The organism is Achromobacter sp. K91 (assembly GCF_003576205.1).
Taxonomy (GTDB): Bacteria; Pseudomonadota; Gammaproteobacteria; order Burkholderiales; family Burkholderiaceae_B; genus Achromobacter; species Achromobacter aegrifaciens.
The window spans coordinates 174,209-196,109 of the sequence record NZ_QWFB01000033.1; the positions used below are offsets into that span (position 1 = coordinate 174,209).

The window sequence follows — 21,901 nt, forward strand, 5'->3', positions numbered from 1 at the left end:
ACATGAAGGAAATCACCGGCACCACGCGCCTGTTCGGCATCCTGGCCGATCCCATCCACCACGTGAAGACGCCGCAGCGCATGAACGAGCATTTCGCCGCCATCGGCTTCGACGGCGTGTGCGTGCCGTTCCACGCCCGGCCGGACAACCTGGCGGAGGTGGTCGCCGGGCTGCGGCGGCTGGAGAACCTGGGCGGCGTCATCGTCACGGTGCCGCACAAGACCGCGATACTGGACCTGGTGGACGACGCCACCCCCGTGGCGCGCAAGATCGGCGCGGCCAACGTGGTGCGCCGCGAGGCCGACGGCAAGCTGGTGGCGCACATGCTGGACGGCGAGGGATTCGTGCGCGGCCTGCAAAGCGCGGGCGTGTCGCCGCAGGGCAAGAGCGCCTATCTGGCGGGGGCGGGCGGCGCGGCCAACGCTATCGGTTTCGCGCTGGTCCAGGCCGGCGTGTCGCGGCTGACCATCGCCAACCGCACCACGGCCAAGGCCGAGGATCTGAAGGCGCGCATCCTGTCGCTGCATCCTGGCGCCCGGATCGATGTGGGCACGGCCGACCCCTCGGGGCATGACCTGGTGGTCAACGGCACTTCGCTGGGCATGAAGCCGGACGATGCCTTGCCGCTGGACGCCAGCCGCCTGACGCCGGACCAACTGGTCTGCGAAGTCATCATGCAACCCAAGGACACGGCGTTGCTGCTGGCGGCGCAGGCCCGCGGCTGCAAGGTGCACTACGGCGCGCCGATGCTGGCCTGCCAGATCGAGCTGATGGCGCAGATGCTGGGCGTGGCGGCGGACCAGCCGGCCGACGCAGGACGCTGACGGGTATGAGCGACTACGACTTCATCATTGCCGGGGGTGGCACGGCGGGTTGCATCCTGGCCAACCGCCTGAGCGCCGACGGCAAATACCGCGTGCTGATGCTGGAGGCCGGGCATGAAGCCCGCAGCATGTGGATCTCGATCCCGGCGGGCTTTTCCAAGCTGCTGGTGAACCCGGAATACAACTGGCGCTTCGCCACCGAGCCTGAAGACAACGTCCATGGCCGCAGCATCGCCGTGCCGCGCGGCAAGGGCGTGGGCGGTTCGACGCTGATCAACGGCATGATCTACGTCCGGGGCCAGCCGCAGGATTACGACGGCTGGGAGGCGGCGGGCGCGACCGGCTGGGGGTATAACCAGGCCGAGCGCATCTTCCGCAAGATCGAATGCTACGAACCCGGCGACGCCAGCCGCGGCAAGAACGGTCCCATGCATCTGGAAGAAGTCGCCGAACGCTTTCCCATATCGGATGCCTTTCTGCAGGCAGCGCAAGAAGACGGCCAGCCCTTGAATCCCGACTACAACGGCGGCAGCCAGGAGGGCGTGGGCTACTATCAGGTGCTGCAGCATCGGGGCAGGCGCTGGAGCGTGGTGGACGGGTACTTGAAGCCCGCCTCGGGCCGCAAGAATCTCAGCGTGGAATGCGGCGCGCACGTGACGCGGCTGGTGTTCGAGGGCAAGCGCTGCGTGGGCGTGGCCTATCGCAAGAACGGACGGGAGCACATCGTGCGCGCGCGGCGCGAGACGCTGCTGTGCATGGGCGCGGTGCAGTCGCCGCAACTGCTGGAGCTGTCCGGCGTTGGCAATCCCGCTTTGCTGCAGTCATTCGGCATCGCGCCGGTGCTGGCGCAGCCGCAGGTGGGCGAGAACTATATCGACCACTTCGCCACCCGCATGAACTGGCGGGTGAAGGGCACGGTGACGCTTAACGAGATGTCGCGCGGCTGGCGCCTGGCGCAGCAGGTGGCGCGCTATTACGCCAGCCACAAGGGCATCCTGACCCTGGGCACGGGGCTGGTGCACGGCTTCGTGAAAAGCGCGCCGGACCTGCCCGCGCCCGATGTGCAGTACTTCTTCGTGCACGCCAGCTACGCCAATGCGGCCGAACGCATCCTCGACCGGCATCCCGGCATGACGATAGGCGTGGCGCAGCTGCGGCCCGAGTCGGTCGGATCCATCCACATCAAGTCGGCGGATCCGCAGGCGGGACCGGCGATCCGCCCCAACTTCCTGTCCGCCCAGGTGGACCGCGACAGCCTGGTGGGCGGCATGCAGGCGGCCCGGCGCATCGTCGGCCAGCCGGCCATGCGGCGCTATGTCGAATCGGAGCTCAGCCCCGGCGCGGCGGTGGACAGCTACGACGAATGGCTGGACTTCGCGCGGCGCAATGGCCAGACCATCTACCACCCGATAGGCACCTGCCGCATGGGTTCTGACGCCGCCGCAGTCACCGACGTGCGCCTGCGGGTGAACGGCCTGTCCGGCCTGCGCGTGGTGGATGCCTCGGTGATGCCGAAGATAGTGTCTGGCAACACGCAGGGCGCCGTCATGATGGTGGCCGAGCGGGGGGCGGAGATGATCCTCGAGGATGCGGCTCGGGAATAGGTAAGCCCGCCGCGCGATGGGCCTTTCGCCGCCGGGCCGCCCCAAGGCGAAAGGGCCCCCCTGGGGGCAGCTAGCGCACCTAGTGCGCGCGGCGTGGGGGCAACACCCTTCAGCGGATGAGGAAGCCGGCGCCGACGGGGTCGTTCTTGTCGATCACCCAGCGCGCCGTGCCCAGGATGCTGGCCGTGCCCTTGACCGTGGGACGCACGGCGCGGGTGCCGTTCAGGTCCACCTCGCCCAGCAGGCAGCCTTCGAACACGCCGCTGCCCAGCAGGCCTTCCGACTTGATCGGCTGGTTCAAGCCCATCTTGCCGCGCGCTTCGAACATGGCCATCATCGCGCTGGTGCCGGTGCCGCCGGGCGAACGGTCCAGCTGGCCGGCGCTGAAAACGTGCACGTTCTTGTAGAACGCGCCTTCGATGGTCGGCTGGTGCCAGAAGGTGATGAAGTTCAGGTTGTTGATGTGGGCCTCGGTCGGGTGCTGGATGCGGTGGCGGGCATTGAGCTGGTCGCGCACGATCAGGCCCATGCGCGACAGCTCCGTGCCGTTGTCCGGCGAGATGCGCAGGTCGCAGCCCGACAGGTCGACGATGCCGAAGTAATTGCCGCCCCAGACGATGTCGGCCGACAGCTTGCCGTAGCCGGGCAATTCCACCGGAATGTCCTGCGCGGCCACGTAGGCAGGCACGTTCTCGAAGCGCGTCCACAGCACGTTGTCGCCCTCGGAAGCCACTTCCGACACGACCAGGCCGGCGGTGGTTTCAAAGCGGATCTTGGTGATGCCGTCCTTGCCGCGGGGCACCAGGCCGTTGGCCACCATGGCCATGCTGACCGCGATGGTGCCGTGGCCGCACATGTGCGAATACTCGGTGCCGTCGATGTAGATCAGGCCCGCGTCGTATTCGGGGCTGGACGGCGGCGTGAGGAACACGCCGAACATGTCCTTGTGGCCGCGCGGCTCGCGCATCAGCGCCTTGCGCAGCCAGTCGTAGTTCTGCTCCAGGAAGGCGCGCTTCTCCAGGATGGTGGAGCCGGCGGGGTAGGGGATGCCGCTATGCACGATGCACAGGGGCTCGCCTTCGGTATGGGTATAGATGACATCGAACGCGTCTTGCTTGCGCATGACTGTGACTCCAGACAGGTAAGGTAGGGAAGAAAGGTTATTTGCCGCGTTCGGACAGCATGTCCAGCCCGACGGTCAAATCCAGGATGACGATGGCGATCACCGCAACCACGATCGTGGCGCCCGATACGGCTGCGATGGTCGGATCTATCGTGTATTGCACGTAGTTGAAGAGCTTCACGGGGATGGTGTTCAAGTCCGCCGTGGTGTTGAAAATTGACAGCTCCACGTTGATCCAGGAAGAGATGAACGCGAAGATCGAACCGGTGACGATGCCTGGACGGATCTGCGGCAGCACCACCAGGAAGAAGGTCGTCCACGGGTTCGCGCCCAGGTCGGCCGAGGCTTCTTCCAGCGCGCGCTGCTCCGGCGTCAGCAGGGTCAGCGTGGACCGCAGCACGAAGGGTGCGATGATGACGATGTGTCCGATCAGCAGGGACAGGAAGCTGCGCGTCAGGCCGAAATACGCGCCGTATTGCAGCAGCGCCGCGCCCAGCACGATGTGCGGCAGCACCAGCGGCGACATCAGCACCGAGGTCAGCGCGGCCTTGCCCGGGAACTCGTAGCGCGCCACCGCCAGCGCGGCCGGCACCGTCAGCAGCACGGCCGCGGCCGTGGCCGCCAGCGCCAGCACCGTGCTGGTCGTGAACGCGGCGACGTAGCCGGCCTCGATCAGCAGCGTGCGGTACCACTCCAGCGTGAAGCCCTTGGGCGGAAACGCCAGGTAGGGCGTGGACGTGAACGAGGAACCCAGGATCACCACCAGCGGCAGGGCCAGGTAGGCCAGTACCCCCAGGGCGACCAGGCGGATCAGGTTGCGGGCGATCATCGCGCGGCTCCCGGCAGGACGGCGGCGCGGTTGGCAAGCGCCACCAGGATCAGGGTGAACACCAGCAGCACCATGCTCAGCGCGCCGCCGTAATGGAAGTCGAACACCGTGCTGTACTGCTGGAAGATCAGCATCGACAGCACCGACACACGTCCCCCCGACAGCAGCGCAGGCGTCACGTAGGCGCTGACGGCCAGGGTGAAGACCATGATGGCGCCGGACACCACGCCGGGCAGGGTCAGCGGCCAGGTGATGTGGAAGAAGGTCGCCGTGGGACTTGCGCCCAGGTCGGCCGAAGCCTGCTCGCAGGCGGGATCGACCCGCGCCAGCGCATTGCCCACCGCCAGCACCACGAAGGGCAGCAGCACGTAGACCATGCCGATCAGGATGCCCAGCTCGGTGCCGATGAAACGCATCGGACGGTCGGCGATGCCCGCGCCCACCAGGGCCTGGTTGACCAGCCCGTTGCGGCCCAGCAGCACCATCCAGCCGAAGGCGCGCACGATATTGCTGGTGAACAGCGGCACCACCAGCAGGATCACGCAGAAGCGCCGCCAGGCCTGCCAGCGCACCACGCGTACCAGATACCAGGCCAGCGGATAGCCCAGGATCACGCAGGCGACCGTGGTGAAGAACGCCAGCCGGAAGGTCACCAGGATCACGTCCCAGTGGTACTGGTCGCCCAGCACGCGCAGGTATTGCTGCGGAGTCAGGGTCAAACCATCGGCGCCGCCGGTGATGCTGGCCAGCGCCACCACCGCCAGCGGCGCCAGGAAGAAGGCCGCGAAGAACAGCACGGGAGCCGCCAGCAGCAGGCTAGGCGAACGCCAGGCGCGCGCGTTCATGGCCGTTCACCGATCAGGTGCAGGTGTTCCGGCGCGAAAGCCAGGCGCGCCGCGGCGCCCGGGCCCAGCCCCGACGGCGCAATGCCGCCGTGGCGCGCCACCAGGACCTGTCCGCCGATGTCCACGTGGATCATGCAGTGGCTGCCCACGTTGATGACGTCGGTGACCGTGCCGTTCAGCGCAAGCGCCGCCGATTCATCGGCCAGGCGCAGATCCTCGGGCCGCAGCACCGCCACGCCGTGCGCGGGCGCGGCCTTGCCCGGGAACGGCACGCGCAGTCCCTGGGCATCCAGCTGCAGCACATCGTCGTTGGCGGTGTACGGCATGAAGTTGGCGTCGCCGATGAACTCGGCCACGAAGCGGGTGGCGGGATGCCGGTAGATCTCGGTCCCGCCGCCCACCTGTTCGATCTTGCCCGCATGCATGACCACCACCCGGTCGGCCATGGTCATGGCTTCTTCCTGGTCGTGCGTGACGAAGATGAAGGCGATGCCCAGCTTGGCCTGCAGGTGCTTGAGTTCCAGCTGCATGCGCTTGCGCAGCTTCAGGTCCAGCGCCGACAGCGGTTCGTCCAGCAACAGCAGCTTGGGCTGGTTCACGATGGCGCGTGCCAGCGCCACGCGCTGCTGCTGGCCGCCGGACATTTCGCGGGGATAGCGCGGACCGAAGTCCGCCAGGCCCACCATGTCCAGCGCCGACCGGGCGCGCCCGGCCGCTTCCTGCTTCGACGCGCCCTGGCGCCGCGGGCCATAGGCCACGTTTTCCAGCACGTTCATGTGCGGAAACAGCGCATAGTTCTGGAACACCGTGTTCAGCGGCCGATGGTGCGCGGCCAGGCGGCTGATGTCCTGGCCTTCAATCAGGATGCGGCCCGATTCGGGCCTGAGAAATCCGGCGATCGAACGCAACAGGGTGGTCTTGCCGCAGCCGCTGGGACCAAGCAGGGCCACGAACTCTCCCTGTTGGATCTCCAGGTCGATGCGGTCCAGCGCCTGATAGGCGCCAAAGCGCATCGACACGCCTTCAATGGTAAGCAAAGCGGACATGTTCTATCCCGGTCTAGCGCTTGCGGGCAACCTGGCGGTTCCAGGCGTCCGTGACCTCGGCGCGGCGGCTGTTGATGAGGTTCCAGTCGAACAGGCTCAGGTTCTTGACCGAGCCGTCCGCGCCCCAGGGCAGCTTGCGCGCCACGTCCTTCGGCACCTGCACATCCTTGACGGCGGGGCCCAGGTACAGGCGCGTGGCCAGGCAGGCGGCGGCATCCGGCGTGAGCGCGGTGTCGATGAACTTCTGCGCGGCCGCCTTGTTCGGCGCGTTCTTCACCAGATGCAGGCGCGCATCCGTGGCCCAGGCGCCTTCCTTGGGCACGGCGAAGCCTATGGGCAGTCCCTTGTCGATCAGATCCCAGGCGCCCACGTTGAAGTGCGCGCCGATGATGGCCTCGCCGCTCTGGTAGGCGTTGGTGGCGGCGCCCGAGCTGTCGAAGAACAAGGCCGTGTCCAGCGACGCAAGCTTGGCGTACAGCGGCGCCAGGTTGGAAGGATCGACAGAGAACACTCGCGCCAGGAAGAAGATGAACGGCACGCCCGACGAGTTCGCCGGCGAAGGAATGGCGACCGCGCCGGCATACTCGGGCTTCCACAAGTCCTTCCAGCTGGCGGGCGCCTGAGGCACTTCCTTGGTGTTGTAGGCGATGCCCAGCGAGTAGTAGCCGGTGCTGACCGCGTAGGCGCTGTCGCCATTGCGGTACACGCCCTGGTCGATGACGTTCTTCAGATTGGGAATGCCGGCGGGATCCAATGCGTCCAGCACGCCGGCTTCCGCGGCCAGTTCGCTGATGCCGCCGTCCATCCACGCCACGTCTATGGTGGGCGCGCCCTTCTGCTGCTGCAACTTGGCCAGCGTGGTGGTGGACGTGCCCACTTCGGGCACCACAGTCACGCCGGTGGCCTTGGTGTAGGGCTCGGCCACGCAGGCGCGGAACGCGTCGCCCCAGTTGCCGCCGTACCAGGCGACGGTGATCTTCTGCTGCTGGGCCAGCGCCTGGCCGGCGGCCAGCAGTCCGGCTCCCAGCAATGCGGCGCGCAGCGCGCGGCGGGTAGGTGTTGCCATGTCGGATTCCCCTTGTCGATTTATCGGGTCCGGTCTGCCTGCGCCGGCGGGCGCTGCGGGACGGAGCCATAGGTGCATCTTGGGCGATCCCCGGGAAAACCAGCTTGAAGGCCTGGGACAAAAACTTGAATAATTGCGACATGGAAACCGCTATGCCCGCCTCGACGTCGTCTTTCTCCTATGACGGTGAGTGCAGCGCCCTGCCTCAGGGGAAACCCGCACTGACCGTGGGTATCGTGCTGCTGGACCAGTTCACGCTGGCCGCCTTTGCCGGATTGGTGGACGTGTTGCGGCTGGCGGGCGACCACGGTGGACGCAGCCGCCAGATCCATACTGCATGGCGCGTCATGAGCTGGGACGGCAAGCCGCGCTGCTCCAGCGCGGGCCTGACCATAGACGTGGCCGATGGCCTGCCCGAAGACCCGGCCCAGTTCGACTACATAGCGGTTTGCGGCGGTAACGACTACTTCAACGGCCGCCTGCCCGACCCCCTGCGCGACTGGCTGCAACTGGCGGCGGCGCAGCGCGTGCGGCTCTTGGGCATCTGCACCGGCACCTTCGCGCTGGCGCAGGCCGACGTCATCGGGCCGCGCACGGTCTGCGTACACTGGAATGTGCTGGACACCTTTCGCGAACGTTTTCCGCAGACGCGGGCGGTGGTGGACCGGCTGTTCGTGGATGAAGGCGACCTGATTTCGTGCGCAGGCTCCACGGCCGCGATCGACCTGGGGCTGTACCTGGTGGCCCGGCATTGCGGGCGCGACAAGGCCCAGCAGGCGATGCGGCACATGATGCTGCAAGGCGTGCGCCCGGGGCGGGTGCCGCAGGCGCATTTCCACACGGACCTGTCGGGCATCCAGGATCTGCGCGTGCGCCAGGCCGCGCACTTCATCGAGCAGCGTATCGACAACCCGCCGCCGCTGGATGCGATTGCGCGCTACGTCGGCGTCGGGCGCAGGCAGCTGGAGCGCGCCTTCCGCCTGGCCACTGGCATGTCGCCGATGGCGTTCCAGCGGCAATTGCGGCTGGAATACGGCAGCTGGCTGCTCTTGAACAATCCCAGCAGCATCACGCAGATCGCGCTGGACTGCGGGTTTGCGGATGGCGCGCATTTCTCGCGCGATTTCCGCGCGCATTTCGGCCAGTCGCCGCGCCAGTATCAGCAGGCCGCCGGCCGCGACGGCGGAGTCAGCGTGTTTCCCGCCTGAGGCGTCTGCACGGCTCGTTCCGGCGCCGGCAGGCCCTTGGGCTTATCAACGGAAGGAGACGACATGACCTATGACCTTTGGTACTGGGACGGCATCCCCGGACGCGGCGAGTTCGTGCGCCTGGCCCTGGAGGCCGGCGGCATTCCGTATCGCGAATGCGCACGCCAGCCCGGCGCGGACGAAGGCACGCTGGTGGCGGACCTGAGTTCGGCGCGCAAGCATCCGCCGTTCGCGCCGCCATATCTGGTCGCGGGCAAGATGACGCTGGGGCAGACCGCCAACATCCTCCTGTTCCTGGGCGAAAAGCACGGCCTGGCGCCGGACTCGCTGGAAGGGCGGCTGTGGGTGAACCAGCTTCAGCTCACCATCGCCGACATGGTGGCCGAAGCGCACGACACGCATCATCCGATATCCGCCAGCGAGTACTACGAAGACCAGAAGACCGAGGCCGCGCGCCGGGCGCGCTGCTTCCGCGAAGAGCGCATGCCCAAATTCCTGGGCTACTTCGAACTGGTGTTGGGCGGGCCGCAGGCCTGGCTGGCGGGCGGCAAGCGCTGGACCTATGTGGACCTGTCGTTGTTCCATCTCGTGGACGGCCTGCTCTACGCCTTTCCGAAACGCATGGCGACCCTGGCCGTGCGTTATCCGAACGTCATGGCGTTGCATGCGCGCGTGGCGGCGCTGGCGGAATTGCAGTCCTACTTCGACAGCGGCAGGCGCCTGCCTTTCGGGGAGGGGATTTTCCGCCAATATCGCGAATTGGACGCGGCTTGAGTCCGGATAAACCCTGGTGTTGCTGAATCCCTATTTTTTTGATGGTGTCTTGAAAATCTTGAGACCCGCTCATTTTTAAGATTAAATATTTGCAAATTGTTAGATAAATATTTCCATTTGTCTCGCGGCAGATAGGTCGAACGGCTTCAAACCACCCGGACGCCGGGCAGGAGACGTCAAGATGAAATGGATCACTCTCAGCCAACTGCTACGCCGGGACCGTGGCATGCAGAAGGCAGACATGCTCGGGCAGATCGCTGCGATCCACAACGCCCAGGCCGTCATCGAGTTCGACCTGGACGGCCACGTGCTGGCGGCGAATTCGAACTTCCTGGACACCATGGGCTACGCGCTGGACGAGATCGCGGGGCAGCACCACCGCATGTTCGTCGACCCGGCGGAGCGCGCATCGGCCGCCTACGCGGAATTCTGGAACCGGTTGCGGCAGGGCGGCCGCGATGCGGGGCGCTACCGCCGCATCCGCAAGGATGGCAGCGACGTCTGGCTGCAAGCCTCGTACAACCCGATCTACGACCGCCATGATCGGCTGGTCAAAGTGGTCAAGTACGCCGTCGACATCACCGCGCAGCAGCAGCGGCAGGCGGACGTGGAAGGCCAGTTGGCGGCGATCTCCAAGGTCCAGGCCATCATCGAGTTCGAACTCGACGGCACCATCATCCGCGCCAACGATTTGTTCCTGGGCGCGGTGGGCTATCGCGCGGACGAAATCCAGGGACGTCATCACAGCATGTTCGTCCCGCCCGAGGAGGCGCGCGGCGAGGCATACAAGGAGTTCTGGCGCAGGCTGCGCAACGGCGAGCATGACACAGGGCAGTACCTGCGCATCGGCAAGGGCGGCCGCCAGGTCTGGATCGAAGCCAGCTACAACCCGATCTTCGATGCCGAGGGCCGGCCGGTCAAGGTCGTCAAGTACGCCACCGACATTACGCGGCGCTTTACCGCCGCCCAGACCTTGCGTGTCGCGGTCCAGGGGCTGACCGAAAACGCCGAACGCGCGGGCCAGGCCAATACGCTGGCGTTGGACGCCTGTCGCGTGGCCGAGCAGGGCGGCCATACGGTGCAGGAAGTGGTGCAGACCATGGGCGGCATCACCCAGAGTTCACGCCGCATTTCGGAAATCATCGGGGTCATGGACGGCATCGCCTTCCAGACCAACATCCTGGCGCTGAACGCCGCCGTCGAGGCCGCGCGCGCCGGCTCGCACGGCAAGGGCTTCGCCGTGGTCGCGGCCGAGGTCCGCAGCCTGGCGCAGAACAGCGCGGCGGCGGCCAAGGAGATCAAGGACCTGATCACTTCGTCGGTGCAGCAGGTCGAGAGCGGCGCGCGCCAGGTCCAGTCGGCAGGCTCGACCATGGACGATATCGTCGCATCGTCGCGCCGCGTGACTGAAATCATGGCGGAGGTGGTGGAGGTGTCGCTGGCCCAGTCCGCCAGGCTCGGCGAGGTCACCGAGGACATCACGCAGCGGGCAGGAGAGCCCGCGCGCGCCGCGCCGCCCACCGCCTCGGTCAGGCCCATGGCCCCCGCTCTGCGGGCCAGGCCAGCCGCCAATGGACCGCTGCAGCCGCAGGCCGAGCGGCAATACGTGCGCTACTGAGCCGGCGCCGCCGGGCCGATGCGCTATAAAGACGGTATTGATCTGAACCCGCAGGCCCGGGCAGGAACCCTCCGCCCGGGCCGCGCCATTTGCGGCCACCAACCATGACCGAATCCGAAGCACTGGCTCTCGCCTCGCACCGCCATTACAAGGGCGGCCTCTACCTTTATGTGGGCACCGCCCGCCACTCCGAAACCGAGGAGTCCCTGGTGGTCTATGAACACTTGTGGCCTCACGAGCGCGGCTTGTGGGTGCGTCCGGCCGATATGTTCTTCGGTCAGCTGCCCGACGGCACGCCCCGCTTCGCGCCCTTGCGGCCGGTGGAGTAGGGCCGTGGCGTTCTATTACCGGCGGCCGCGCGCAAGCGGCGCTGCGCCTGCCCGCGCAACGGGCGCAAAGGCCGGCAGTGAGGCGCTGGCGGCCGCGTTGCAGGCATTGCGCGGCCCGTTCATCGTCGCCGACTTGGAAACCACCGGCCTGTCCACCGCCACCTGCGAGATCCTGGAGTTCGCGGCGGTGCGCGTGGGCGCGGCAGGCGCGCTTGAGCGGGAGTACACGCAGGTCGTGCGCACGCGCGGACCGGTGCCGTCCTTCATCAGCCGCCTGACCGGCATCACGCAGGCGGAAGTCGACCGAGACGGCGTGCCGGTGGCGCAGGCGTTTTCCTCCTTCCTGGATTTCGTGGAAGACCTGCCGGTGTTTTTCCATAATGCTTCGTTTGACCGGCGCTTCCTGGGCGCGGCGGCGGACCAGACCGGCCTGCCGTTCGCCAACTCGACCCATTGCACGCTGGCGCTGGCGCGGCGCGCATGGCCGGAGCTGCCCTCGCACAAGCTGGAAATCCTGGCGCGCCATGTCGGCGCCTCGGATCCCACCCACCGCGCGCTGGCAGACGTGCGCACCACCGTGGCCGTGGCGCTGGCGGCAAGCTCCCGCCTGGCCGCGGGCTAGGAGTTTCGATGTCCGACCTGGAACATATCCGGCTGGCCGTGCGCCGGTTTACCGAAGAGCGGGAGTGGCAGCCCTTTCATACGCCCAAGAACCTGGCGATGGCGCTGGCCGGAGAGGCGGGCGAACTCGTATCCCTGTTCCAGTGGCTGAGCGAGGCCGAGTCGCGCAAGATGCCGCCCGAGAAGCTGGCGGACGCCGCGGACGAAATAGCGGACGTGCAGATGTACCTGGTGGCCCTGGCGGACCAGCTCGGCATCGATATCGCCGACGCGGTCACGGCCAAGATGGTCAAGAATGCGCGGAAATATCCGGCGGATCGGTTTCGCGGCAGCGCGCGCAAGTACGACGATCCGCCTGAACAGTCCTGACTCGCGCGCGGCGCGGCCAGGCTGGCCGCCTCAGAGCACTTTTTGCTCGTGATGCACCTGGGGCGGTTCGACGAAAAAGCCCGCCACCAGCTTGCGCCATTCCTGGAAATCGCTGGATTCGCGGAAATCCACCATGTGGTTCTCTACGGTTTCCCAAGCCACGACCAGCGTGTAGCGCTGCGGCTGTTCGATGCTGCGGTACAGCTCCATGCCGTGGCAGCCGCGGGCCCGCAAGAACAACGGTTTCGCTTGCGCGACGCCCGCCTCGAACAACGCTTCCTGTCCTTCGCGGACATGGATGCTGGCAATCTCCTGGATCATGGTCTGGTCTCCAAACAGATGAGGCCGGGTAGCGCCCGGCCGGCCGCCGTAGTATCGCTGAAATTCCCGCGCCGGGCGTGCTGCGGACCCTGCCGCTTCCGTTGTGCGCGTTAGGGAAATTGCCCGAGGCGGCCACCCTCATTCCCATCCATAAAGTTGAACCCGGGCGCGCGCGCCGCGTGGCTTGCGCCGTTTCCCTCGTCCATACGCACGGCCGCCGCGCAAGATCGCCGCAAATCTGGCCGATTGTTTTACAGCTTGGTGTCGTCCATCGGGACTCGGTCGCCCGTTTAGGCGATATCGACTTGCCTAGGACGGAGCAATCATTCCGTACCAATACGAAAGTCCCACGCCTTTCGTCATTGTCCAGGCGTGGCGCTGAGCGGTAACGGTCCGCGCCGGTCGGTCGCCGGTAATCGTGAATCCGTGCATGCACGGAGCAGGAGGAGCTGAAATGAAAAAGCTCATGGCAGTCGCCGCGTTGTCCTTGTTCGCTGTCTCGGCCTATGCGGACCCTGGTGGCTCAATCACGGGTCACGCGGGCGCAATCAATGGCACCGCGTCATCCATCTCCACGGGCAGCTCCGTGGCCGCCACCCAGATCAATGGCTACGGTTCATCCACCCAGGTGTCGTTCGGCATGACAGGCGGCGTTGCGGAAGTGGGCGGCAGCTTCAGCCGCGATGGCACGCAAGTGGTCACCAGCACGCGCCAGTACGCCAATAGCGATTCGTACGGCCATGTCTCGGGCAACGCGCCCATCATGGTGGGCGACAGCATCGCTAACGGCAGCGCCACGTTTGCCCAGACTGACACCAGCGCTTCGGCGACGGGTTCGTTCCATGCGGTGAATGTGGGTGCGTTCGGGTCGATACACGGCATCGGCCCGGTGGGCCATGTCGGCGGTTTCAATCACTGACCCAGTTATCCGGACGGCTTCGGCCGTCCGGGCGAGGGGACATCATGAAGACCATAGTGCTTGCCATTTCCCTGTCGCTGGCGGCGGTGTCCGCCAGCGCCCAGACCAGCAGTTCCAGCGCGACGACATCGGCATCCTCGGGATCGACCAACGCCGGCAACAATCAGGGCATCACGCTCAACTCCAGCAACAGCGGGTCCAGCACGCTGCGCAGCGTGCCGCCGCTGGGCGGACAAAGTTTCTACGGTTCTTTCTCGTCCGACAGCTGCATGGTTTCGGCGGGCGGAGGCGGCGCCGTTGTCGGCTTCGGCATGAACATAGCGATCCCGATCGAGGACCAGAAGTGCAGCCTGCGGCGCAACTTCGAGCGAACCATGCAGGCGGCCGCCTCGACCAGGGATGCGGACCGTTCGCGCCGTCTGGAGACCGCGGCCATCGACATCCTGTGCCAGACCGACGATCGCACCAAGGCGGCGCTGGTGGCGCAGGGGCTGTGCACCAATCCCGCGTTGACGACAGCGGATCACCGCTTCGACAGCAATGCGGTCGCGCAGGCGGCGCCGCCTGCCGGCGGCCCGGTCCTGGCTGACCGGCCTGTGCCGCCCGCGCCTCCTGCGCCCGAGGCGCAAGCCTATCCGGTGCGCAGCGTGCAGAGCGCCGCGCTGGCGTCGCCGCCGCTGCGCAACCGAACCTATACCGATCTGTACACACCGGGCTGATGCTGGGGCCCGCTCGTCCCGGCGGGGCGGGACAAGGGAGGGATGATTCAGGATTGGGCGGGCGGCGGTACGGCGAGGGGAGCCGCCGCCGGCTGGGGGGCCGACGCCAGCAGCATGGTGGGCGGCGAAGATACTTCCAGGCCCGCGTCATGCAGGCGCTTGAGCAGGGTGAACAGCAGGGCGCTGCGCACGCCGTAGGCCGCCCGGGGGGAGGACACGTAGCCCTTGGCGTTGAAGACCAGATTGCCGCCTTCGATGCCATCCAGGAAGACGTTGGGCGCGGGCGTGTCCAGCACGTCTTCGTGGTCGGAGAAGGCCTGCAGGATCAATTCGCGCACCTGTTCGGCATCGGTGGAGAGCGGCAAAGGCAGCTTGATCTGCACCAGCCCCAGCGGGTTCGAGCGGGTCACATTGCGTACGGTTTTGGTGACGAACTCCGAATTCGGCACGATCACCGTGGAGCGGTCCCCCATCTGGATTTCCGTGGCGCGCACGTTGATGCGCAGGATGTCGCCCTCGACGCCGCCTAGCGACACCCAGTCGCCCACCTTGACGGGGCGCTCGGCCAGCAGGATCAGGCCGGACACGAAGTTCTGCACGACCGCCTGCAAGCCAAAACCGATACCCACCGACAGCGCGCTCGCGATCCACGCCACGCGTTCCAGGCCGATGCCCGCGGCCGAAAGCGACAGCGCCACGGCGATCACGAAACCTGCATAGCCGAACAGCGTGGCTGCCGACAACTGCATGCCCGGGTCCAGTTCGGTCGTCGGCAGGTAGCGGTTGGACAGCCAGCGCTTGAGCATCTTCACGGCCAGCAGCGACAGCGCCAGCACCAGCAGCGCCTGCAGCACGGCGCCGGGGCGGATCTGGGCTTCGCCGATGGCGAGTCCCTTGCGCAGCTGGTCGAAGCGCTGCAGCAGGTCCATCGGCGCTTCGCCGAAGGGCGCGGCCAGGAGAATCACGGCCAGCAGGCCGACCGCCACGCGGCCCACGCCCGACAGCAGCACGGCGGCCTGGTCGCGCATACTGGGCGCTTCGTGCTCGCCGCCGTCGCGGTGCGAGGTGCCGAGCAGCGTGCTGAAGCCGTCCTCGATCAGCGTCGACAGCAGATAGGCGGAGGCCAGCACGATCAGCACCCACAGCACCTGCTTGACCATGAAACTGCCGAACGCCACATAGCCCGCCAGCAGGCTGGCCAGGCTCAGGATCAGCACGGTCCACACCGCTCCCAGCAGCAGCGAGACCCAGAACGGGATCGGCGTCTCGCTTTCTTGCATGGCCTGGCGCCGCAGCCGGCGGCTGATGGCCAGCACCGCGCCCAGCATCGCCATGGTCAGGACGGCGACGATGCCGGTCAGTGTGATGGTGGTGGTCAGGCTCGCGTTCAAGAGCACCGGCAGTCGCTCGGCCAGCCAGATCATCACCACCAGCACGCCCAGCACGGCGGGCAGCCAGCGCAGGCGCGCCGCCACGATGTCGCTGACGGGCGGCAGGCGCCACGACGGCCGGTTCGCGGACAGGAGCGCATAGCCCAGGCCGGACACGTAGCCGCCGAAGCAGACCGTTCCCACCAGGTTCGCGAGCAACGACGAGGTGTTGTCGCTCAGCTGCGAATTCCAGTCCAGCCCCATATGGATCAACAGCGCGACGACGCCCGGCGTGGCGACGGCCAGGACCACATGCGTGACCGCAAGAAAGGAGCGGCGCAGGCGCCCCGGCGGCACGCGCGTGGCGGTTATCCGCAACAGGACCCGGCCGATGGCGATACGCAGGGCGATCGTCAGCGCGATCGCCGCGCCCAATAGCAGCCAGCCCCATTTCGGCGTCTGGCCGACCGCGGTAGCGAGGTCGTCGCGCAGCGCTTCCAGCCGTTCGAGGTCGCGCGGGAACTCCTCGCGGAACTCGGTCCAGAATTGGTCGGACAGGAACGAGTCGCGTCGCTCGCCCAGGCGCGCCTGGAACTGCTTGCGCCGCTGCGCCGATATCTGTTCGGCCGTTTGCCCGGCATCCACGGACAGCAGCCTGGCCAGCTTGATCTGCGCATCCAGCGCCCGGCTGGTCTTGTCCAGTTGCATGCGCTGGGCCGCAACGTCGGACGCTTCCTTGACGCCTTCGGGCGGCGTGCCCAGTTCGCTCAAGCGGGCCGTCACGCTGGCCAGCTGGGGCGTCAGGCCCTCGGCGGCGGCGTCGGCCTTGGACTGGATGTCCAGCGCGTCGCCGCGCTGCTTCACCAGGGTGGCGTCATCGGTCTCGTCGGCAACGCGCTTGCGGATGTCGTCGATCTGTTTGCGCGCGGTTGCCAGCGCCGCTTCCGTGTCGGCGGGCGTGGGCGGCGCCGCGGCATGGGCCGGCAGCAGGAAAAGGACTAGCAGCAGCGCCGCAATCAGCGTCGTGAAAATCGACGCGCGGGCGCGGTGAGGCCGCGCGCGCAGGGGAATGGAAGTCTGTGTCATGTTCTGGGGCGAGTCGCTCGCATTCGAGGCGGGAGCATAGCAAGCCGCCGCCTCATTCGTTGCAACAAAAACGAGCGCTACGGCCCTATTTGTTTTGGCGTGCTCGGCGGCTATCCCGCGGGCGCGGACCAGGGATAGAAATAGGGCCGGATAGGCGACGGAAGGCCGCTGGCAGGGCGTGCCGGGCGCGGCGTCCGCAAACCATATTTACGAGGCCAACGTTTGGATTCAACTCAAACAGCACGGACGCTCGGCGCGGCCCGCTTTTTGGGCTTGCCCAGTACCGCGTCGCATACCTCCAGCCAGGCGCGGGCGGCATAGGACAGATAGCCGGACTGCTGCCAGATATGGCCGACTTCCCATTGCATGCCGGACTTGGCCAGCTTGGCGGTGCTCAAGCCGCGCGTTTTCATGCGCTGCATCAGGGGCTCGGGCAGTAGCGCCACGCCCAGGCCCGCCGAAGCCATTGCCACCAGGAAGTCCCAGTGCGCGCTCTGGGCCGCGATGCCGGGCTGGAAACCGGCATCGGCAAACGCCTGCCGCAAGCGCCGGGTCATGGCGAAGTCGTCCGTGGGTATCAAGAGGCGGGCGTCGCGCAGGGCGGAGAGCGGCAGCGAGGTCTTGCCGGCCCAGGGCGCGTCGGGCGGGCCGATCACCCAGATCGGGTAGCTGCCGAAGGGCTGGGCGGCCAGGCCGCCGTCCGGCGCGATCGGCAGTATGGTCGCGCCCACTTCCAGTTCCCCGCTCGCCACCAGTCCTTCCACGGCCTGGCCGGTGCCTTCGCGCAGGGTCAGGTGTATGCCCGGATGCAGTTCACGGAAGCGCTTGACCACCGGCGTGAACAGCAGGTTGATCATGGGCGGGATGCCGACTTCCAGCGCGCCCCGGCGCAGGTCCGCGGTCTGGCGCAGTTCTTCCGATAGTTGGCGCATCGTTTCCAGCACCTGCAGGCCGCGCTGGTACATGACCCGGCCGGTATCGGTGGGACGGGCTGTGTGGCCGTCGCGGATCAAGAGCGGCGTGCCGGCCTCTTCTTCCAGCTGGCGGATCATCTTGCTCACCGTCGACTGCGTCACGAACAGCGTCTTGGCAGCCTGCGTGAAGCTGGCGTGCCTGACGGTTTCGACGAAGTACCGCAATGCGCGCACGTCCATGGACCGGAATTCCCTCGCGCGTTGCGCGCAAAACATTCAAACGATGAAAAAAGCGACTTGTTTGGATGATTTTAAGTCATTACGAGATTTGAGCCGGCCTTCCTATACTGCGGAAAATTCGTTCCCGGGCCGCCTCGAGTCGGCCCTGGAGCCTTGGGAAACGCCGCGTCAGACGGCGCCTGGGCGCATGGCGGCAATGCCGCGCCCCGCCGCACGTAGGCCCTTGAATCTGGAGACACCATGCATCTCGACCGTATCCGCCACCCTGGGCTGCGCGCCAAGATCACTTCCGCCGATCAGGCGGCTTCGCTGGTACAGGACGGCATGACCGTCGGAATGAGCGGCTTCACCCGCGCGGGCGACTGTAAATCGGTGCCGGCGGCGCTGGCGGCCCGCGCCGAGCGCGAACCGTTCTCCATCACCCTGATCACCGGCGCGTCGCTGGGCCATGACACGGACAAGATGCTGGCGCAGGCCAATGCGCTGGCGCGCCGCATGCCGTTCCAGGTCGACACCACCCTGCGCCGCAAGATCAACCAGGGTGAAATCGCCTTCATCGACCAGCACCTGTCCGAAACCGTCGAGCAGTTGCGCGCAGGCCATATCGGCCCCATCAACGTGGCCATCATCGAGGCCGCCGCCATCACCGAGACCGGCGCCATCGTGCCGACCATGTCGGTGGGCAACTCCGCCTCCTTTGCGCAGCAGGCGGACGTCATCATCATCGAGCTGAACATGGGCGTGCCCGCCGCCATCGAGGGTCTGCACGATATCTACGTGCCCGAAGCCCGCCCGGCGCGTCAGCCCATCGGCCTGGTTTCTCCCGACCAGCGCATCGGCCAGTCCTGCATTGAAGTGGACCCGGCCAAGATCGCCGCCATCGTCATCACGCAAGAGCCGGACAGCCCGTCCAATGCCTTGCCGCCCGACGAGGAAACCAATGCCATCGCCGGCCACATCAATGATTTCCTGCGCCGCGAGGTCGACGCCGGTCGCCTGACTAACGAGCTGCTGCCCTTGCAGGCGGGCATCGGCACCATCGCCAACGCGGTGCTGCACGGCTTCGAGTCGTCCAGCTTCGAGAACCTGACGATGTACTCGGAAGTGCTGCAGGACAGCGCTATCGAACTGCTGGACCAGGGCAAGCTTGCATTCGCGTCGGCCTCTTCGATCACGGTGTCCAAGCCCGTGTACGAAAAGATCCTGGCCAACATGGAGCACTACCGCGAGCGCATCGTGCTGCGCCCGCAAGAGATCAGCAACGCGCCCGAGATCGTGCGCCGTCTGGGCATCATCGCCATCAACACGGCGCTGGAGTTCGACATCTACGGCAACGTCAATTCCACGCACGTGGGCGGCACCCACATGATGAACGGTATTGGCGGTTCGGGCGACTTCGCGCGCAACGCGCACCTCGCGATCTTCGTGTCCAAGTCCATGGCCAAGAACGGCGACATCTCCAGCGTGGTGCCCATGGTGTCTCACGTCGACCACACCGAGCATGACGTGGACGTGCTGGTCACGGAATGCGGCCTGGCGGATCTGCGCGGCCTGGCGCCGCGTGAACGCGCGCGCGCGGTCATCCAGAACTGCGTGCATCCGTCCTACCGCGACGCCCTGCAGGACTATTTCGACCGAGCCTGCGAGCGTGGCGGCCAGACGCCGCATCTGCTCGAAGAAGCGTTTTCCTGGCACCAGCGTTTCAATGAAACCGATACGATGCGGCCAGCCAGCCCGGCTGCGCGCAAGGTGGCCTGAGGCCCGCCGCAAAGTGTGACTGCCGCCGCCGCGGCGCCTGCCGGTGTTTGCGTGCGTAGCGCATCCCGGCTTGCGGACCGTGGTTTCCGCTGGCGCCGCGATTTGGTAGAGGTAAAGCAGCGGAGGCTGCTTTACCTTTTTTTTGCCTGGCCTTTCTTGCCGGGGCCGGACTTGGGGGCGCTCAGGTTTTCGCGCGACATCTCCAGCTCGTCGCGCAGCCACTGCTTCAGTTCCACCAGCGGCGCCCAGTCGCGCAGGCTGGGCCGGTAGACCAGGTGATAGGTCTGCGCCTGTTCGTACTCGATGCTGATCGGGGAAATCTGCACCAGCCGGCCCGAGCACAGCGCGTCCGCGGCCAGCAGTTGGCGTCCCAGCGTGATGCCCAGGCCCTGCTCGGCGGCCTGCATCATCATGCCGGCATCGTTGAAGGAGGCCACCGGCGTGATGGGCGTGTCCAGCCCTGCGGCGCTGAACCAGGTTTGCCAGAGCTCGCGCTCGCCCAGCAACGGTTGGCGCGCGAGCGTCTGCGGCGAATGATCGGGGAGCGCCGCCGCGGTTTCCGGCGATGCCAGGACGATCAGGGGCAGGGGCGTGTCGAACAAGGTCTCCGATTCCACACCCGGCCAGGGGCCGCGCCCAAAACGCAGCGCGGCATGAAAACCGTCGCGCAGCAGATCCACCACTTGCTGCGAGGTCTCGATTTCCAGCGTCAGGCCCGGATTGCGCTCGCGCCACCGCGCCATGCGCGGCAACAGCCAGCGTTGCGCGAAAGAAGGCAGCACCGACACACGCAAGCGTTGTTCACTGCCCGAGGCCGCGGCCGACGCTGCCATCGTCCCTTCGTCCAGTAGCGCCATGGCGCCCTGCACACTGCACAAGAGCGCGGCGCCAGCCGAATTCAGGACGATGCCCCGCCCGCTGCGCTCGAACAGGGGAAAGCCCAGTTGGGTTTCGAGCACCTTGATCTGCTGGCTGACGGCGCTGTGGGTCAGATGCAGCCTTTCGGCGGCCGCGCGCAGGTTCTGCAATTCGGCCACGGCGCGGAAGGCGGGGAGGGTGCTGAGCGGCAGGCGCATGGAGAGGACCCAGTAAGAGATTGGTCATCATAGCTTACCGATACCCCCAAAACAATTCGATTTTCAGCCGAGTATTGGGCGACTACGCTTACCAAAGTGCATAAACACCTGGAGCCCATCATGTCCGCACAGCTTTGCACCCCGTCTTCTTCCGCCCTGGCCGCCATTTCCAGGGATCGTCAGCAGTCCGCCGCCCAGCCCGTCACGGCGCCGTCCGCCGAATTGGCAGCGCCCCGCGTGGGATTCATCGCGAGGCTTGCGGCCGCCTATCGCAAGCGCCGCAATGAAGCGCGCCTGCGTCATCTGGCTGCCGATCTGGATGAGCACATGCTGCAGGATCTGGGCGCACCCAGATGGCTGATGAACGAAGCCGCAGTCAAGCGCGACCTGGCGCGCTTGCGCGACGCGGACTACCTGCGCTGGTAGCCGGGGCCTTTTGCCCCTGATGGGCGCCCCACCCGGCGTTATTGTCTACTCCCCCCGCGGCCCCGCCTTCTATATATAGAAGGCGGGGCCGCGCGCTTGCCAGGGAGATGACCTGTCTTCCAGCTATATATAGCCTAGCGGGTGGTGCAAGAGCGGCGCCGCTAGCGGGGCGCTGCAGATCGCGGAGACATCTGGAACAAATATTTGGCTGCACGGCATGACGCGCAGAAAACTTGTGCTATAGTCTCGCTCTTTCGCAGTTCGGACGGTTTTGAACCGCGAAGCCAAGCAAGCACAACAGGTCGGGCAAGAGGATTCGAGCCAGGTCTGCCGCAAAGCAGTCAGAAATGAATGCCCCGCGGTTATTGCAAGGATTGCAGCAAGTTAGGCAAAAGCCAGTTGCACAATCTGCAAAAATCGTGTTATAGTCTTGGGCTTGGCAGTTGCCGAAAAATTAGGGTTAACCCTGATATTTCGATAGCTGCTAAGAGAGGCGGACCTGAAGAGGTCGCAAGCAAGAAAGCGAAACGCAGTATGTGACGCCGACTTGACAAGCGGAAAAAACTTCTTCATAATCTCGTTTCTCTGCTGCAAACAACGCGGCGCCAGCGAAAGCGGCGTAGCGAAGCGAGCAGGCAGTAAGTAGTACAGAATTTGGCAGTACCGCTCTTTAACAATTAAACAACCGATAAGTGTGGGCGCTTGATGCGAGTGCATAGTGACTTCGGTCACAAGCACAATGAAATCAAGTGCTCACTAGAAGTGAAGTACCTTAGATGTCAAGTCTAAGCACATACCTCACTTCCTTTGAGTAGC

At 66.1% G+C, this 21,901-nt stretch carries 21 protein-coding genes; 12 read left to right on the top strand and 9 right to left on the bottom strand.

The genetic code is table 11. The features are described from left to right. The first annotated feature begins 2 nt into the window (after positions 1-2). Both DXK93_RS16900 and DXK93_RS16905 read left to right on the top strand, forming a co-directional pair. A complete protein-coding gene (locus tag DXK93_RS16900) occupies positions 3-824 on the top strand; it encodes a shikimate dehydrogenase (RefSeq protein ID WP_119450651.1) in 822 nt (273 codons plus the stop codon). 5 nt (positions 825-829) lie between these two features. After that, the gene (locus tag DXK93_RS16905; protein WP_119450652.1) at positions 830-2,428 is read left to right on the top strand and encodes a GMC family oxidoreductase; all 1,599 of its coding nucleotides are present in this window, start codon (positions 830-832) and stop codon (positions 2,426-2,428) included. 109 nt (positions 2,429-2,537) lie between these two features. On the opposite strand, the gene DXK93_RS16910 is transcribed toward DXK93_RS16905, so the two are convergent. Genes DXK93_RS16910 through DXK93_RS16930 form a run of 5 tightly spaced genes read right to left on the bottom strand, consistent with a single transcriptional unit; the run spans position 2,538 to position 7,337 of the window. Further along, entirely contained in the window at positions 2,538-3,551 is a 1,014-nt protein-coding gene (locus DXK93_RS16910) for a proline racemase family protein (RefSeq protein WP_054457809.1), read from the bottom strand. 37 nt (positions 3,552-3,588) lie between these two features. Next, on the bottom strand, positions 3,589-4,380 hold the full coding sequence (locus tag DXK93_RS16915) for an ABC transporter permease (protein ID WP_054457808.1): 792 nt from the start codon (positions 4,378-4,380) through the stop codon (positions 3,589-3,591). Then, positions 4,377-5,225: an ABC transporter permease gene (locus tag DXK93_RS16920; RefSeq protein ID WP_119450653.1), complete on the bottom strand. Its 849-nt coding sequence runs from the start codon at positions 5,223-5,225 to the stop codon at positions 4,377-4,379. The genes DXK93_RS16915 and DXK93_RS16920 overlap by 4 nt, the downstream gene beginning before the upstream one ends. Then, the gene (locus DXK93_RS16925) at positions 5,222-6,271 is read right to left on the bottom strand and encodes an ABC transporter ATP-binding protein (protein WP_119450654.1); all 1,050 of its coding nucleotides are present in this window, start codon (positions 6,269-6,271) and stop codon (positions 5,222-5,224) included. Before DXK93_RS16925 ends, DXK93_RS16920 begins: the two co-directional genes overlap by 4 nt. A 13-nt stretch (positions 6,272-6,284) precedes the next feature. After that, positions 6,285-7,337 (bottom strand): ABC transporter substrate-binding protein, encoded by a 1,053-nt coding sequence (locus tag DXK93_RS16930; protein WP_054457805.1) that lies wholly within the window; start codon positions 7,335-7,337, stop codon positions 6,285-6,287. Between the two features lie 152 nt (positions 7,338-7,489). Between DXK93_RS16930 and DXK93_RS16935 the strand changes: the two genes are divergently transcribed. From DXK93_RS16935 to DXK93_RS16960, 6 genes are all read left to right on the top strand, one after another. Continuing rightward, positions 7,490-8,545, top strand: a complete 1,056-nt coding sequence (locus tag DXK93_RS16935; protein ID WP_225590506.1) for a GlxA family transcriptional regulator — start codon at positions 7,490-7,492, stop codon at positions 8,543-8,545. A 63-nt stretch (positions 8,546-8,608) separates the two neighbouring features. After that, on the top strand, positions 8,609-9,319 hold the full coding sequence (locus DXK93_RS16940; protein ID WP_054457804.1) for a glutathione S-transferase: 711 nt from the start codon (positions 8,609-8,611) through the stop codon (positions 9,317-9,319). A gap of 181 nt (positions 9,320-9,500) precedes the next feature. Continuing rightward, positions 9,501-10,937 (top strand): methyl-accepting chemotaxis protein, encoded by a 1,437-nt coding sequence (locus tag DXK93_RS16945; RefSeq protein ID WP_119450656.1) that lies wholly within the window; start codon positions 9,501-9,503, stop codon positions 10,935-10,937. Positions 10,938-11,041: 104 nt separating this feature from the next. Next, positions 11,042-11,266: a DUF1653 domain-containing protein gene (locus DXK93_RS16950; RefSeq protein WP_054457802.1), complete on the top strand. Its 225-nt coding sequence runs from the start codon at positions 11,042-11,044 to the stop codon at positions 11,264-11,266. Positions 11,267-11,270: 4 nt separating this feature from the next. Continuing rightward, positions 11,271-11,888, top strand: a complete 618-nt coding sequence (locus tag DXK93_RS16955; protein ID WP_119450657.1) for a PolC-type DNA polymerase III — start codon at positions 11,271-11,273, stop codon at positions 11,886-11,888. A gap of 8 nt (positions 11,889-11,896) precedes the next feature. After that, on the top strand, positions 11,897-12,256 hold the full coding sequence (locus DXK93_RS16960) for a nucleotide pyrophosphohydrolase (RefSeq protein ID WP_119450658.1): 360 nt from the start codon (positions 11,897-11,899) through the stop codon (positions 12,254-12,256). A 30-nt stretch (positions 12,257-12,286) separates the two neighbouring features. On the opposite strand, the gene DXK93_RS16965 is transcribed toward DXK93_RS16960, so the two are convergent. Beyond that, complete coding sequence (locus DXK93_RS16965; protein ID WP_054457800.1) at positions 12,287-12,577, bottom strand: antibiotic biosynthesis monooxygenase; 291 nt, start codon at positions 12,575-12,577, stop codon at positions 12,287-12,289. A gap of 454 nt (positions 12,578-13,031) precedes the next feature. Here DXK93_RS16965 and DXK93_RS16970 point away from each other — a divergent pair, with 454 nt between their 5' ends. Continuing rightward, positions 13,032-13,496 carry a hypothetical protein gene (locus tag DXK93_RS16970; protein WP_119450659.1) on the top strand — a complete coding sequence of 155 codons (465 nt, stop codon included), beginning with the start codon at positions 13,032-13,034 and terminating at the stop codon, positions 13,494-13,496. A gap of 44 nt (positions 13,497-13,540) precedes the next feature. Next, positions 13,541-14,215, top strand: a complete 675-nt coding sequence (locus tag DXK93_RS16975; RefSeq protein ID WP_119450660.1) for a hypothetical protein — start codon at positions 13,541-13,543, stop codon at positions 14,213-14,215. 47 nt (positions 14,216-14,262) lie between these two features. Here DXK93_RS16975 and DXK93_RS16980 read toward each other — a convergent pair whose 3' ends face one another. Together DXK93_RS16980 and DXK93_RS16985 are read right to left on the bottom strand one after the other, a co-directional pair. Next, complete coding sequence (locus DXK93_RS16980; protein ID WP_119450661.1) at positions 14,263-16,671, bottom strand: DUF3772 domain-containing protein; 2,409 nt, start codon at positions 16,669-16,671, stop codon at positions 14,263-14,265. A gap of 233 nt (positions 16,672-16,904) precedes the next feature. Next, entirely contained in the window at positions 16,905-17,825 is a 921-nt protein-coding gene (locus DXK93_RS16985; RefSeq protein WP_119450662.1) for a LysR family transcriptional regulator, read from the bottom strand. A 240-nt stretch (positions 17,826-18,065) separates the two neighbouring features. Here DXK93_RS16985 and DXK93_RS16990 point away from each other — a divergent pair, with 240 nt between their 5' ends. Then, a complete protein-coding gene (locus DXK93_RS16990; RefSeq protein ID WP_119450663.1) occupies positions 18,066-19,583 on the top strand; it encodes an acetyl-CoA hydrolase/transferase family protein in 1,518 nt (505 codons plus the stop codon). A 131-nt stretch (positions 19,584-19,714) separates the two neighbouring features. On the opposite strand, the gene DXK93_RS16995 is transcribed toward DXK93_RS16990, so the two are convergent. Continuing rightward, positions 19,715-20,659 carry a LysR substrate-binding domain-containing protein gene (locus DXK93_RS16995; protein ID WP_119450664.1) on the bottom strand — a complete coding sequence of 315 codons (945 nt, stop codon included), beginning with the start codon at positions 20,657-20,659 and terminating at the stop codon, positions 19,715-19,717. A 120-nt stretch (positions 20,660-20,779) separates the two neighbouring features. Between DXK93_RS16995 and DXK93_RS32315 the strand changes: the two genes are divergently transcribed. Next, positions 20,780-21,085 carry a hypothetical protein gene (locus DXK93_RS32315; protein WP_225588913.1) on the top strand — a complete coding sequence of 102 codons (306 nt, stop codon included), beginning with the start codon at positions 20,780-20,782 and terminating at the stop codon, positions 21,083-21,085. The last annotated feature ends 816 nt before the right edge of the window (positions 21,086-21,901 follow it).